We start from the raw sequence: 13786 nt of genomic DNA, 5'->3' as shown, positions 1-13786 counted from the left end.
CTAGGCCGGGTGCTGCAGCTGGTCGCAGGCCTGCTCACAGGCCTCCTGGAGCGCCTGCAGCGAACGCCCGCTGAGCTGCCAGAGGGCGGCCAAGCCCCCAGCGCCCACTCCCTCTTTGACGTAGCCGCGCTCGTAATCGAGCAACTCCGGGCAGCGGCTCTCCGTGAAGCGCAGGCCCGTGGCAAAGGCCAGCGGCTGCACCGCAAAGCGCTGGGCGAGTTGCAGCATCAGCCCCGGGAAATCGCTGGCCACCTCATGGGCCACCCAGGCGGTGGTCACCACCGCCGCCTGCTGGCAGAGCTGCTGGCGCTCAGGTGGTGTACACGCCGCCAAGGCCAGGGCCAGGACAGCCGCCATCTGACTGCCGCCCGCCAAGAGCAACGGCGTTCCCGCCAAGGCCGCCTGCTTCAGCAGGGCCGCCGCAACCACCTGCATCGGGTCACCCACCGCAGCCAACACAGCCTGGGGGCTGGCATCCGCAGCCAATTGAGCAGCCGCCAATCCCCGTTGAACCAAGCGCGCCTTGAGCTGGTGATCCGGCTGGCGAACGCTGCCACTGACTAAGCCCATGGAGGGAATCCCCAGGGCCTCCAGGACCGCCAGGGCGGTGGTCGTCCCCCCAGGCACACACTCGCTGAGCAACACCGGTTGGCCGGAGCGGGCCAAGCCGCGGCCCCAGCGCTCCCCCCAGCCCCAGAGGGCTTGGACCCGCTCGGGATCCATCGCCTGCCCGCCGCTGAGGCAGCGCGCGGGCGTTGGGTTGAGCTGGAGATGGGGGATGGCCGGTGCGACGGGCGCCCCCAGATTCAGCACCAAGGGCTCCAGGGCCAAGCCCTCCAGAACCGCCCAGGCAATCAAGGCGGGAGAGACCCCCGCCGGCAGGGGCGGCAAGGCATGGGGTCGCCGAGCGGCCGGACCCTGCCAGAGCAACTCGGCATCGGCGGCGGCCGTGAAGCGGCGGGACTCTGGGGTAGCCCCGGCAGCCGAGATCCCCGGCACCGCCGCCGTGTCCGTGCCAGCCAGCAGCAACAACACTCGGGTCTCGCTGGCAGCGGCCCTGAGGCGCTGGCACCACTGCTCCGCCCAGGCCGCCTCGCCGCTGATTCGCTCCAGTGTCAAAGCGGATCCAGGGCCAATAGGGGGCGCAACAAGGCCGGAGGCTCGCTGATCGGACTCTTCAGGCGGGGAAAGATCCAGAGGGCCACCGCATGCAGGGCCAGCACATAGATCAGGTTTTGCACCAGCACCAGGGCGAGGGCCATCAGCTGCACCTGAAACAAATCCGGTCCACCGCCGATCTGGACCAAGCCAAGAAGACGCTCCAGCACCTGGGAGGCGGCGGAGGTGATCAGGACCCAAAGGTTTTCGCCGAGGAGGATCGAGAGCACCGCCACCCGCACCAGGAAGCCACCGGCGCCGATCAACACACCCACACCCCAGCTCAGATACCAGCTCAGCCCCCGCCTCCAACACCAGCCCAGCCAAAGGGCCAGGAAGCCATAGGGGAAGAGCACCAACGGACCGCGAATCGGCCCCATCAAGGCCACCAAGAGCAGGGCCGCCACGGCCACACCCTCCACGGCGCAACGGCCGTTATGGCGAAGCTGCAGCAACGCCAGGGGCAACGGCAGCGCCAGGCGAAACAGAGCACCACCCACCGGGAGGTAGTAGAGGCCCACCCAGAGCAAGGCTGTGGCCGCCGCCAGGTAGGCCGTATCGGTGAGCTGTCGGGCCTGACGGCGACTCAAGGACATGGGATCGGGCCTGCCTAGCGCGGATCAGGCGCAGCGGTGCGTGTGGGCGTCGTCCCGTTGGAGACGCGCTCGATGGTCTCCACTTCAAAGGCCAAGCCAGCGGCGCGCAAGGCCTGGGTCAGCACCTCCGCAGGGGCGGAAGGGTCAGCGGCGGGCAACTTGATCGTCACCCGATAGGGGGCCGGTGGTGCGCTGGGGCGAGGAGCCGCTGGCGCTTCAGGGGGTTTCGGCGCCGGCTTTTGGGCCACCGGTTTCTTCTCCTCCTTCTTGGGCTCGGCGGGCTGAGTCGGGTAGGGCGCAGCGGTTTTGTCCGCCGGCGCTGCGGCGGGGAGCGGACTGGAAAAACTCCGCGACAGCTGGTCGCCAAGGGGGGTGCCCTGGCAGCCGGCCAAGGCCGCTGCGAGCAACACAAGCGAACCCCAGCGCAGTGGCGCCATCAGCTGTCGGCCGCCTTGATGATCCTCACTGCGCTAGCCCGAAGCCGACCCGTTTTGGTGGTGGCCGGAGCTTTTTTCGCCGCGGGCTTTTTGGCGGCTGGTTTTTTGGCGGTGGTGGATTTCGCTGCCGTCTTACGGCCCTTGCCTTTGCCCGAGGCCGCCTTCGCGGCCAGCAACTCCACCGCCTGCTCAAGGGTGATGGTGTCTGCTGTTGTTCCTTCCGGCAGCGAGGCGTTCACCTTGCCCTGCTTGACGTACAGGCCATAGGGACCATCAAAGAGCTGGATGGCTTCATCGCCGCCCTCAGGGGTGCCGAGATCCTTCAGGGCCGTGCGGCCGCCGCGACCCCGCTTGGGCATCGCCAGCAACTCGAGAGCACGGGAGAGGCCCACCATCAGGACATCGTCCTCAGCCTTGAGGGAGCGGTAGTCCTTCTCGCCCTTGCCCTTGTGGTGAACGACATAGGGGCCAAACCGACCCAGACCGGCCTCGACCTTGCCGCCATCGGGGTGTTCGCCCAGGTGCCTGGGGAGACGCAACAGCCCCAGGGCGTCCTCCAGGGTCAGGTCCTCTGGCTTGGTGCCCTTGGGCAGGGAGGCCCGCTTGGGCTTGGGATTCTCGTCACTGACCTGACCGCGCTGCACATAGGGCCCGTACTGGCCAAACAGCAGATAGACCAAATCTCCGGTCTCGGGATCTTCACCCAACGCTTCGGGCCCATCGGCCTTCTGCTTGAGGATCAATTCCGCTTTGTCCGCGTCGAGATCCGCTGGAGTGATCTCGTTGGGGAGGGTGGCCTTCAGGAGCTCTTCGCTGCCGTCGTCGGCCACGCGCTTGGTTTCCAGATAGGCCCCAAAGCGACCAATCCGAACCACACAGGGCAGCCCCTCCAGGGCAATGGTGCGGGAGGCGGTGGGGTCGATATCCCCTTCCCGCTGCTGAACCTGGGTCTCGAGCCCCTGATCACCCTTGTAGAAGCTCTCCAGGTAAGGGAGCCACTGCACCTTCCCGGTGGAGATGTCATCGAGGGTGCCCTCCATCCGAGCCGTGAAGCTGGTGTCCACCAAATCGGGGAAATGCTCCTCCAGCAGGGCCGTCACAGCGAAGGCCGTGAAGCTCGGGGTCAGGGCATTGCTCTGCAGGGTCGCGTAGCCGCGGTCGACGATCGTGCCGATGATCGAGGCGTAGGTGGAGGGGCGACCGATGCCCTCCTTCTCGAGCATCTTCACCAGGGCCGCTTCGCTGTAGCGAGCGGGGGGCTGGGTTTGGTGGCCCAGCGCCTCCACGCCTTTGCAGCTGGGGCTATCGCCGCTCTTCAGGCTTGGCAGCAGGACTTCCTGGCCTTCCAGCGCCGCATCGGGGTCATCGCTTCCCTCGACGTAGGCGCGGAAGAAACCGGGGAAATCGATGCGCTTGCCGTTGGCCTTGAAGCTGGCGGGTCCGAGGCTGCCGCCATCCACCTCCAACTCAACGCTGAGCATGGTCAGGCGGGCTTCCGCCATCTGGGAGGCGACGGTGCGTTTCCAGATCAGCTCGTAGAGGGCCAGGTCCCGGCCGTCCAAGCCAGTGGTGGAGGGATCACGGAAGCTCTCACCGGCGGGGCGAATCGCCTCGTGGGCCTCCTGGGCGTTGCGGGCCTTGGTGGAGAACTGACGGGGTGAGCCGCTCAGGTAGTCCTTGCCGTATTTATCGGCGACACAGTTGCGGGCCGCATTGATGGCCTGGTCACTGAGATGCACCGAGTCGGTGCGCATGTACGTGATGAAGCCCCGCTCGTAGAGCCCCTGGGCCGTGCGCATGGTCTCGCGGGCCGAGAGACGCAGCTTGCGGTTCGCTTCCTGCTGCAGGGTGCTGGTGGTGAAGGGGGCCACCGGCTTGCGGGTGGAGGGCTTTTCCTCCACGGACGACACCCGCCAGGGCGCAGCCAAGACGGCCTCGCGCAGGCTGCGGGCATCGGCCTCGCTGAGCAAACGAACCTTGCTGCCGGCCTTCAGTCCACCGGTGTTTTCGTCGAAATCGGAACCACCGGCAATGCGCTCGCCCTTGAGGTGGGTGAGCTTGGCGTCAAAGGGGGAACTGCCTTGAGCCAGCTGGGCTTTGAGATCCCAATAGCTGCCGCTCTTGAAGGCACGGCGGGCCCGTTCCCGTTGCACCAGCAGCCGCACGGCCACGGACTGGACCCTTCCGGCGCTCAGGCCCCAGGCGACCTTCTTCCAGAGCAGCGGGGAGAGGGTGTAACCCACCAGGCGATCGAGGATCCGCCGGGTTTCCTGGGCATGGACGAGCTCCATATCGAGCTCTCGGGTCTGCTCCAGGGCGCGACCGATGGCCTCCTTGGTGATCTCGTGGAAGACCATCCGCTTCACCGGCACCTTCGGGTTGAGCAGCTGCAGCAGGTGCCAGCTGATCGATTCCCCTTCCCGGTCTTCGTCGGTCGCCAGTAGGAGTTGATCGGCGCCCTTGAGGGCGTCCTTGAGTTCCTTGACCACCTTCTTTTTGTCCTTCGGCACCACGTAGAGCGGCTCGAAGTCGTTGGTGGTGTTCACGCCGAGATTGGCCCACTTCTCGCCCTTGTGGGCAGCGGGGATCTCGCTCGCGTTGTTGGGCAAGTCGCGCACGTGCCCCATCGAGGCCTCAACCTTGAAGTCCTTCGGCAAGAACCCGCGGATGGTGCGGGCCTTGGTGGGGCTTTCAACGATGACGAGGGTGTGCGCCACAGGCAGGCGGTGAACCGCTTCCCTCTTTATCGCACCGGCGGTCAACCCCGGCGAGAAAGTCCGAAGGACGACGCCAGCGCGGCTACAGTCCAGCCCAACGGGCGTGATCCAACAGCTGTGCTCTCTCTCCTGGCTGCCGCCGAGACCGTTTCCACTGCGGCTGCTCCCCTGGTGAGTGGCATCACATCGCTGCAGCTCAATGCAGGAGCCATTGCACCGGAGGGTGCAGTCCTGCTCGCGATGCTTGCCTGCCTGCTGGTGGACCTGGCGGGGGAAAAAGCAGCTGCACGGTGGGTCCCCCTCTTTTCCTATCTCGGACTGGGCAGCGCTCTGGTCCTGCTCGCCCTGCAATGGGACGCAGCACCGCTTGAACCCTCCTTCCTCGGCTCATTCCTGGCCGACAACCTGGCCATTGCCTTTCGCGCAGTGGTCGCCGCCTCAACCCTGGTCTCCCTCTTAATCAGCTGGCGCTACGTCGAGCGGGCGGGCACCCCCGTTGGTGAATACGCCTCGATCCTGTTGGCGGCCACCCTTGGCGCGATGCTGCTTTGCGGGTCCACCGACCTGGTCAGCATCTTTGTGTCCCTCGAGACCCTCTCGGTGGCGAGCTATCTGCTGTCGGGCTACATGAAGCGCGATGCCCGCAGCTCCGAAGCCGCACTGAAATATCTGCTGGTGGGGTCAGCCGCTGCTGCAGTGTTCCTCTATGGCGCCTCCCTGCTCTACGGCTTGACCGGCGGCAGCACCAGCCTGGAGGCCGTCGGCATTGCACTGCAAACCAGCGCTTCGCCGGTGGCAGCTCTGGCCTTGGTGTTCGTTTTGGCCACCGTCGCGTTCAAGATCGCAGCGGTGCCCTTCCACCAGTGGACCCCCGACGTCTATGAAGGCTCGCCAACCCCAGTGGTGGCCTTCCTCTCGGTCGGCTCCAAAGCCGCTGGCTTTGCTCTGGCCCTGAGGATCCTGGTGGGTTGCTTTGAGCCCTTCGAGGCCCAGTGGAAGCTTCTCTTCACCGTCTTGGCCATCTTGAGCATGGTCCTGGGCAACGTCGTCGCCCTGGCCCAGACCTCGATGAAGCGGATGCTGGCCTACAGCTCCATCGGTCAGGCCGGCTTCGTGATGATCGGCCTGGTCTGCGGAACCGAAGACGGTTACGCGGCAATGGTTCTCTACATGGCCGCCTACCTGTTCATGAACCTGGGGGCCTTCGCTTGCATCATCCTGTTCTCCCTGCGCACGGGTAGTGATCGCATCAGCGACTACGCCGGTCTCTACCAGAAGGATCCACTGATCACGCTGGGCCTGAGCCTCTGCCTGCTCTCCCTCGGTGGCATCCCTCCGATGCTGGGCTTCTTCGGCAAGATCTATCTCTTCTTCGCCGGTTGGGCAGACCACCAGTACCTGCTGGTGGTGGTCGGCCTACTGACCTCCGTGGTCTCGATCTACTACTACATCTCGGTGATCAAGATGATGGTGGTCAAGGAGCCCCAAGAGGCCTCTGAGGTGGTCAAGGCCTACCCAGACCTCAACTGGAACCTTGCTGGACTGCAGCCCCTTCGGGCCGCCCTGGTCTCCTGTGTCGTGGTCACGGCCGTGGGCGGCATCCTGTCCAACCCGCTGTTCACCTGGGCCAGTGGTGCGGTCTCCGGCACCCCGATGCTTCAGAAAGCCCTCGCTTCGGCCGCGGGCCTGCCTGTGGGTTGATGGCAAGCGGCACCGGGCCCGTCGTTGCCGAACTCGAGCACATTCGCAAGACCTACGGCAGCGGTGACACCACAGTCATTGCCCTCGATGACCTGAGCATGAGCGTGCGACGCGGTGAGTACGTCGCCGTCATGGGCACCTCGGGCTCAGGCAAGAGCACCGCAATGAACATCCTGGGCTGCCTCGATCGGCCCACCAGCGGCAGCTATCGCCTCAACGGCACCGCTGTTGAGCAACTCTCCGACGATCAACTCGCCGACCTCAGGAACCGCGAACTGGGCTTTGTCTTCCAGCAATTTCACCTGCTCCAGGAGCTGACGGCCCTCGAGAATGTGATGTTGCCCATGGTCTATGCAGGCGTTCCGGCTGAGGAGCGTGAGCAGCGGGGCATCCGTGCCCTTGAGCGGATCGGCCTTGGCGAGCGCCTCTACAACAAACCGAACCAGCTCTCCGGCGGACAACAGCAGCGTGTCGCCCTCGCCCGGGCGATCATCAACCAACCCAACCTGCTGCTGGCGGACGAACCCACCGGGGCCCTCGATTCCCGCACCACCTCCGAGGTCCTGGATCTGTTTGATGAACTGCACCAGCGGGAGGGGGTGACCATCCTGCTGGTGACCCACGAACACGAAGTGGCGGCCCGGGCCCAACGGGTCGTGCACTTCCACGATGGACGTCTGGTGAGTGCAGGAGCTGGATCCCAGCCCTAGCGCCCAGGTCGCTCCAGGCTGCTGATCAGTTGCCCCATCAACAGGGCCACCGCATCGCTGCCGCGCAGGGCTGAACCGGGATCAAACTCCCCCGGATCAACGGCCACCCAGCCACCGGAAACCGGTTGACGCAGCTCAAAATGCAGGTGGGGCCCTGTGCTCAAGCCGGTGCTGCCCACCCGGCCGAGCACCTCCCCCTGCAGCACCCGATCACCGGCGCGGACATAGAGCTCAGAGAGGTGGCCGTACAGGCTGCGGCGGCGCGGCCGTTGGTGCTCCACCTCCACCGCCAGGCCATAGCCACCGGCCAAGCCGCTGCTGACCACCCGGCCGGCCAAGGCCGCCACCACCGGGGTGCCCTCCGGGGCCGCCAGGTCATCTCCGGCATGGAGACGCCACCCCCCAAGCAGGGGATGCAAACGCCAGCCAAAACCGCTGGACTTGAAGGCCGAACCAATGATCGGCAGCAGCAACCGGCGGTTGCCATTGCCCGCCACCGGTGCCGGCCGAGGCGTCACCCGAAACACCTTCGCGAGGTCAAAGCGGCCGCCCAGCAAAGCCGAAACCGGAACCGACAGGGGAGGACGCCGGGACCCCTCACGACGCAGACCCCAGCGCAAGGCGATGCCACCGCTGCATTCACGGGCGGAGAGCGCACCGCTGCGACAGGCCTGTTGAAAGGCCCCCACATCCAGGGGCCGGAGCTCCCCTCCGCCCCCCCGCAGGGCCCGACGCTCCGAGGGGGTGACGATGCCCTGGCGCACCAGCGCATCCAGGGACTGATCAAACCGCTTCGGCGGCGGCAGCGCCTGAAGCTGCGGCAGGGAGGGACGCAGGGGCGCCTGCTGCGCCGGCAGGGGTGGCGGCTCCAATGGTCCACTGGGCTCAGACGCCACCGGTCCAGCCAGAAGCACCGGCGTCAACAGCAGCCAACGGAGCCGTGGAGGGCGCATCACATCCACATCCTAGGAAGCCCTAGAAACGGCGCCTGAGCACCAGCGAACCGGACCCGTTCTGCAGCTGCAAGCCACCGTCCTGGCTGAGGCCCGTGATCGTCCAGTGCTGGCCGTCATGCTCAACGCAACCGGGGTCCCAGAGGCGTTGCTCGGCCTGCCGCCGCACCAGCTCCGGCTGGTCCGCCGCGGCCACGGCCCATTCCAAGGCCCGCAGCACACGGGCCCCCACGGCAGCCGGCTGCTGCCTGCCCAGCAGTTGTCCCAAGCTGATCGCCCCCATCGGTACGGAATTGGAGCCATTGAGGCCCAAACCAATGCGGGCGTGGCGAACGGCGCCGGAACGCCAGGCCAGGCGCGGCAAAAATCCACAGAGCTTGCGGCCCGAGACCAACAGATCGTTCGGCCATTTGATCGCCGGCGCCAAGCCCAGCCCCTCCAACTGCAGGGCCAATCCGACGGCCACTGCCAGGGCCAGGGAGGCAGCTCGATCCCCCTCGCCAGGCCAGGGCAAGGCGGCACTCAACCAGATCCCACCGGCGGGGGAAGACCAAGAGCGTCCCTGCTGGCCCTGGCCAAATCCCTGGCGACGAGCCAGCACCACGCGGGCGGCCGAAGCCATGGGATCACGCCGGAGCCACTGATCCAGCTCCCGTTCCGTGCTCGCGCAGATCGGCCGCACCTGAATCCGCCAAGGCAGCGGATAGTCCCCTGGGGTTTGGCGCAACTGCCGCGCCAGAGCCGCGGCGCTTAAAGGCTGCTCAGCCATGCCCCCATGCGCTGGGCGCCGGCCTCCAGGGCCGCTGTGTCATGGACCAAGGCCAAGCGCGCGAACCCCTCGCCCCCCTCGCCGAAGCCGTTCCCGGGGGTCAGGCAGACGCCTGTCGCCTCAAGCAACTGGCCGCAGAACTGCTCGGAGGTCCAACCGCGCTGGCGGGCCTGCTCAGGCAAGGCCAGCCAGAGGTAGAGCGCCATCGACGGGCGCTGCACGGGCCAACCGGCCTCCGTCAACGCCGCGATCATGCGGTCGCGACGCTCCCGGTACACCGGTTTGAGCTGCTCGGGCCAATCGGGCGCCTGCTCGAGGGCCGCAATCCCCCCCGCCTGCAGCGCTAAGGACTGGTTGAAATCCACCACCCCCTTGAGCTGGCGCAGGGCCTGGATCAGGGGTTCAGCACCAATCGCAAAGGCCATCCGGAATCCACCCAGACACCAACCTTTGGAGAAGGAGAAAAACTCAATGCCGCACTGGCGCCAATGGGGGGAGCGCAGCAGAGACGGAGCCTCCCCCTCGAGGGCCAAATCGACATAGGGGTTGTCGTGGGCGAAGACCAGGCCATGACGAACGGCCCTCGCGGCCGCTTCATCCACCCAGCCCTGCTCTCCCGTAGTGGCCGTTGGGTTGTGGGGAAAGCCCAGGACCATCAACTTGAGCGCATCCCACTCCGCAGCGCTCAGCTGATCAAAGTTGGGGGCAAAGCCCCGCTCCCGCTCCAGACGCAGGAAGCGCGGCTGCGCTGATGCCAAGCGAAGCCCGCCCAGGTGGGAGGGATAGAAGGGATCCAGCAGGAGCGCGGAATCGCCGGGATTGAGCACCGCCAAGGGCAGGTGGGCGGTGCCTTCCTGGGATCCCACTAGGAACAGGACCTCGCTGTCGGGGTCCACCGCCACCCCAAAGCGCCGCTCGGCCCAGGCCGCGACTGCTTCCCGGAGCGGGGCCGTCGCGCCGTGCAGGCAGTAGGAAGCGCTGTCGGGATGGCCTAGGCGTTGGCGGATGGCCTCGATCGCCACCGGCGGTGGTTGGAGATCGGTTGACCCCAAGGACAGGTCAAGCAGAGGGGCCAGCCCGGCCTCTGACCGGGCCCGATAGGCCACCTTGCGTTGGTCATTGCGGGCAAAAACGCCGCTACCTAGCCCACGAACCCGTTCGGAAATCGAGAACGGATCAGAGATGGGCATCCAAGAAAGCCTGGAGCTGGGGCTTCGCCATAGCGCCCTCGTGGCGGGCGATCTCTTGGCCGTCCTTAAACAGCACCAGAGCGGGCAGGCCCTGCACCTGCATCAAATCGCGGCTCGCTGGGTTGGGGTCAGCCTCCAACTTGCCCACGGTCAGGCGACCGGCGTACTCCTGGGCCGCCCAATCCATCATCGGCGCCATCAGACGGCAGGGACCGCACCAGGTCGCCCAAACGTCGACGAGCACTGGGGTCGAGCACTCCAGCACCTCGGCCTGGAAGTTGGCATCGGTGAGCTGAAGAACGGACACGGCAGCTGTCATGGGTCTGGCGATTGTATGGAGAGCTCAGAGCTTGTCGATGGAACGCCTGAGCTCTTCAAGCTCCGTATCAACCTCGCTCACCTTGACCGGCTGCACCCCCTCAGCACCGGCGGGCAGGGACGGGGCCTCGGAAGAACCCGAGAGCTTGCCCTTCAGGGCCTCCAGCTCGGAATCGACCTCAGGTGCCCCCTCTAGGGCGGCGAACTGGCTTTCCAGATCTGCACCGGCCAGTTCAGCGGCGGCCTGACTGCGGGCCTCCAGGGCTTGGACCTTCTCCTCCATCTTCTCGAAGGCAGCCATGGCGGAATTTGTCCCGAGGCTGCCGACGGCGCTCTGCAGCTGCTCCTGGGCTTTGGCCGCCTGGGCCCGCGCCTTGAGCATGTCTTTTTTGGTCTTGGCTTCGGCGATCTTGCTTTCGAGCTGCACCAAGCTCTTCTTCAGCTGATCCACCTGGCCGCACTGGCTCTGGAGCTGGCCCTGCAGTGCGGTGGCGGTGTCCTGACAGGTCTTACGGCGTCCCAGGGCCTCACGGGCCAAATCCTCTTCGCCTTTTTTGAGGGCCAACTCGGCACGCTCGTACCAGGTTTTGGCCTGGGCATCGGCCTGATCGGCCTGGTTCTGAATCCGCTTCTGGCTGGCGATCGCCGTGGCGACGGCCTGGCGCAGTTTCACCAGATCGGCCTGCATGTCCGCAACCGACTGGTCGAGGATCTTGACGGGATCTTCAGCCGCACTCAGGGCTGCGTTGGCGTTGGCACGAACCAACCGGCCGAGGCGATCAAAAAAGCCCATGGAGCAAGCAGAGCTGAGGCCGAGACTAACCAGCGCAGGCCGCCCTGCACAGCGCCAATTCCCCTAGGGTCTCCCCATGGGCATCGCCCCCCGCAACCAAACGCGACGCCAAGGGGACGTGAACCTCTTGGTGCCGCCGCCCAGGCCACCGATTCAAGGGCTGGGGGACTCCCTGAGCAGCCTGCAGAAGGAGTGGAAGGACGAGGGGGGCTTGGCGGGGCTCTGGCAGGCTTGGCCGCGGATCGCCGGCCCCCAGCTCGCACCCCACTGCCGGCCGCTGCGCCTGCAGGGCGGACGACTTGTGGTGGGAGCCCAGCACCCCCAATGGCTCCAGGCCCTTCGCTTTAACAAGCACCAACTGCTCGGCGCCTTGCGTGGCGCTGGATTTGCGGTCAAGGACCTGCAGTTCCAGCAGCACCAAAGCACGCCCTTGCCCCCAGCGGGCAGTGGCCTTGAGGAGGAGATTTGGGCGCAGCATCCCAGCCGTGTGGACGTCTTTGGCATGGGGTCCTGTCCCACCTGCAAACGCCCCTCACCCGTCGGGGAACTCCAGCGCTGGGGGCACTGCAGCTTCTGCCAACGGGACACGATGGATCAAGGGGTCACCATGGGCACCCCCAGCGAGACCGATCAGTAGCGCTCGGGGCGGGGCTCCTGCCAATCCGGAGCCAAACCCGCCAGTTCCGCCAGGTCCTTAGACCACTGGTTCAGGGCTGGACGGGGAACTCGCCAAAGCTCGTAGAGACCGATCGTTCCCAGGCGCTGGTGCGGCACCCCACGCCAGTGGGGCAAGGTCGCGGTATTGCCGTCGATCACTACCAGAACGCTGGCCCCTGGAGACGCCGGAGACGGTTGCTGGCCGCGTCGCTGTTCCTTGGCCAAACGGTCATTGAGGTTCAGCGGGCCATTGGGCTGCACCCCCTCGTAGACCACCACCTGTTTGGTGTAGTAGTGCAGCGACGGTTTGAGGATGCCCACCATCGCCAGGGGCTCCTGAGGCCGCTGCTGCTCCAGCGCCAGGGAAGCCATACGGCGAATTGGGAGCTGACGTAGGCGGTCCCCCAACTCGACCATGGGCACAAGCGCGATCACGACAAACGCCCCCATGCCCAACTGCTGAACCAGCAGCCAGCCCCTGCGGGCGCTGGAGGGGCCCCACCAGAGCAGCAGTGCCGTCACCCCACCCACGCCAAAGCAGAGCGAGGCGCGCGTCAGCGCTCCACTGGCCAGCAGGGCCGAGGACAAGGTCGGCATCTCCGGCTCATTAATCAAGGGAACCCAGAGGTTCCCGGCGGCCAGACTGGCCGTCAGCACCCCCACCAGGGCCAGGGTGCTCCCCCTTAGGACCGCGGAGCGCCATCCCGGCCGCAGGTTTTGCGCAGCCAAGGCAATCAAAAGCCCTGCGGCTGGTGTCGCGGGGATCCAGTAGCTGGGGAGCTTGGTGGCCGCTGCGGTGAAAAAGACAAAGACCGCCAGCAGCCAGCAGGCCGCAAACCGCTGCAGGGACTGCTCGGGGGGGGCCGGTTGGGGACGCAGGGCCCCCACCAGACCAGCAAGCAGCAAGGGGGTGAAGGGCAGCGATGCCACCACCAGCACAGGGAAGAAAAACCACCAGGGCTGGAGGTGGTTGTTGACCACACCGGTGAAGCGCTGAAGGTTGTGGTAACCGAAAAAGCTGTCCCAGTAGGGCTGCCCTTCCACCAACAGCTCAAGGACGTACCAGGGCAAGGCCAGCGCCGCCGTCAGGGCCAGGCCACGCCAGGGTCTCCAAAGGGCCCATAAACCCGGGAGATCACGCTGCAGCAGGGCAAACAGCAGCGCAGTCAGCCCCGCCAGGACCACCGCCACGGGCCCCTTGGCCAGCACGGCCAGACCCAGCACCAACCAGGGAACCCACCAACGGCAGAGGCCGGCGTAGCGCCACCAAAACAGCAGCAGGGCCGCCGACAACAAGCCACTGAAGAGCGCATCACTGACCGAAATGCGGCTCCAGAGCAGGACCAGTGGCGAGAGGGCAAAGGCCAAGGCCGCCGCCATGGCCGTGACGGCCTTCTGGGCCCCATCAGGCTGGCCCTGGGGGCGGCGCAGCAGGGTGAGGGCCATCAGCAGCATCAAACCGATGGAACTGAGTGCTGATGGGAGCCGCGAGGCCCAGGTGCCGAAGGGATTCCAGAGGTCCTGAGCGGGCAGGGCATAGCCCAACCCCATCAGCCAATAGACCAGGGGCGGCTTGTCGTAGCGCGGCAAACCGTTGACCCGCGGCGTCAGCCAATCACCGGTCTCCGCCATGGCCTTGGCGGACGCGGCAAACAGCGGGGGGGTCTCATCCACCAGACCCGTCATGCCGAGCCGCCAAACAAACAGCAGCAGTCCGGCAACCGCCACCAGCAACAGCACCAACCAGGGCTTGCGGTTGCGCACGTTGCTGGATCGAAGCAGGCCCG

13 protein-coding genes are annotated in these 13786 nt (G+C 66.3%); 3 read left to right on the top strand and 10 right to left on the bottom strand.

Features of this window, described 5'->3' with window-relative positions; translation table 11 throughout:
* Genes cobT through topA form a run of 4 tightly spaced genes read right to left on the bottom strand, consistent with a single transcriptional unit; the run spans position 1 to position 4908 of the window.
* On the bottom strand, positions 1-1119 hold the full coding sequence (cobT, locus tag ACXIQ9_RS08665; protein WP_459016390.1) for a nicotinate mononucleotide-dependent phosphoribosyltransferase CobT: 1119 nt from the start codon (positions 1117-1119) through the stop codon (positions 1-3).
* Positions 1116-1754 (bottom strand): DUF2232 domain-containing protein, encoded by a 639-nt coding sequence (locus ACXIQ9_RS08660; RefSeq protein WP_247479273.1) that lies wholly within the window; start codon positions 1752-1754, stop codon positions 1116-1118. The genes cobT and ACXIQ9_RS08660 overlap by 4 nt, the downstream gene beginning before the upstream one ends.
* A gap of 14 nt (positions 1755-1768) precedes the next feature.
* A complete protein-coding gene (locus ACXIQ9_RS08655) occupies positions 1769-2191 on the bottom strand; it encodes a hypothetical protein (protein ID WP_459016389.1) in 423 nt (140 codons plus the stop codon).
* The gene (gene topA, locus ACXIQ9_RS08650) at positions 2191-4908 is read right to left on the bottom strand and encodes a type I DNA topoisomerase (RefSeq protein WP_296416167.1); all 2718 of its coding nucleotides are present in this window, start codon (positions 4906-4908) and stop codon (positions 2191-2193) included. Before topA ends, ACXIQ9_RS08655 begins: the two co-directional genes overlap by 1 nt.
* A gap of 129 nt (positions 4909-5037) precedes the next feature.
* Between topA and ACXIQ9_RS08645 the strand changes: the two genes are divergently transcribed.
* Together ACXIQ9_RS08645 and ACXIQ9_RS08640 are read left to right on the top strand one after the other, a co-directional pair.
* The gene (locus tag ACXIQ9_RS08645) at positions 5038-6609 is read left to right on the top strand and encodes an NAD(P)H-quinone oxidoreductase subunit N (protein ID WP_232197342.1); all 1572 of its coding nucleotides are present in this window, start codon (positions 5038-5040) and stop codon (positions 6607-6609) included.
* The gene (locus ACXIQ9_RS08640; RefSeq protein WP_010318062.1) at positions 6609-7319 is read left to right on the top strand and encodes an ABC transporter ATP-binding protein; all 711 of its coding nucleotides are present in this window, start codon (positions 6609-6611) and stop codon (positions 7317-7319) included. The genes ACXIQ9_RS08645 and ACXIQ9_RS08640 overlap by 1 nt, the downstream gene beginning before the upstream one ends.
* Here ACXIQ9_RS08640 and ACXIQ9_RS08635 read toward each other — a convergent pair.
* From ACXIQ9_RS08635 to ACXIQ9_RS08615, 5 genes are read right to left on the bottom strand one after another with little or no spacing between them, the layout of a single operon-like run.
* Complete coding sequence (locus ACXIQ9_RS08635; protein WP_459016388.1) at positions 7316-8272, bottom strand: M23 family metallopeptidase; 957 nt, start codon at positions 8270-8272, stop codon at positions 7316-7318. The genes ACXIQ9_RS08640 and ACXIQ9_RS08635 overlap by 4 nt on opposite strands.
* Positions 8273-8294: 22 nt before the next feature.
* Positions 8295-9041, bottom strand: a complete 747-nt coding sequence (locus tag ACXIQ9_RS08630) for a biotin--[acetyl-CoA-carboxylase] ligase (RefSeq protein WP_459016387.1) — start codon at positions 9039-9041, stop codon at positions 8295-8297.
* On the bottom strand, positions 9023-10231 hold the full coding sequence (locus ACXIQ9_RS08625; protein WP_459016386.1) for an aminotransferase class I/II-fold pyridoxal phosphate-dependent enzyme: 1209 nt from the start codon (positions 10229-10231) through the stop codon (positions 9023-9025). Before ACXIQ9_RS08625 ends, ACXIQ9_RS08630 begins: the two co-directional genes overlap by 19 nt.
* Entirely contained in the window at positions 10218-10550 is a 333-nt protein-coding gene (locus tag ACXIQ9_RS08620; RefSeq protein ID WP_459016385.1) for a thioredoxin family protein, read from the bottom strand. The genes ACXIQ9_RS08625 and ACXIQ9_RS08620 overlap by 14 nt, the downstream gene beginning before the upstream one ends.
* A gap of 24 nt (positions 10551-10574) precedes the next feature.
* On the bottom strand, positions 10575-11342 hold the full coding sequence (locus ACXIQ9_RS08615; protein WP_247479288.1) for a PspA/IM30 family protein: 768 nt from the start codon (positions 11340-11342) through the stop codon (positions 10575-10577).
* A 76-nt stretch (positions 11343-11418) separates the two neighbouring features.
* Here ACXIQ9_RS08615 and ACXIQ9_RS08610 point away from each other — a divergent pair, with 76 nt between their 5' ends.
* A complete protein-coding gene (locus ACXIQ9_RS08610; RefSeq protein WP_459016384.1) occupies positions 11419-11979 on the top strand; it encodes a DUF721 domain-containing protein in 561 nt (186 codons plus the stop codon).
* Here the strand turns inward: ACXIQ9_RS08610 and ACXIQ9_RS08605 are convergent.
* Positions 11973-13763 (bottom strand): ArnT family glycosyltransferase, encoded by a 1791-nt coding sequence (locus ACXIQ9_RS08605; protein WP_459016383.1) that lies wholly within the window; start codon positions 13761-13763, stop codon positions 11973-11975. The genes ACXIQ9_RS08610 and ACXIQ9_RS08605 overlap by 7 nt on opposite strands.
* Positions 13764-13786: the final 23 nt, after the last annotated feature.

Source organism: Synechococcus sp. LTW-G (assembly GCF_054459035.1).
Note: the sequence above shows the minus strand (reverse complement) of the source record. Positions and strands in the feature narration are given on the sequence as shown.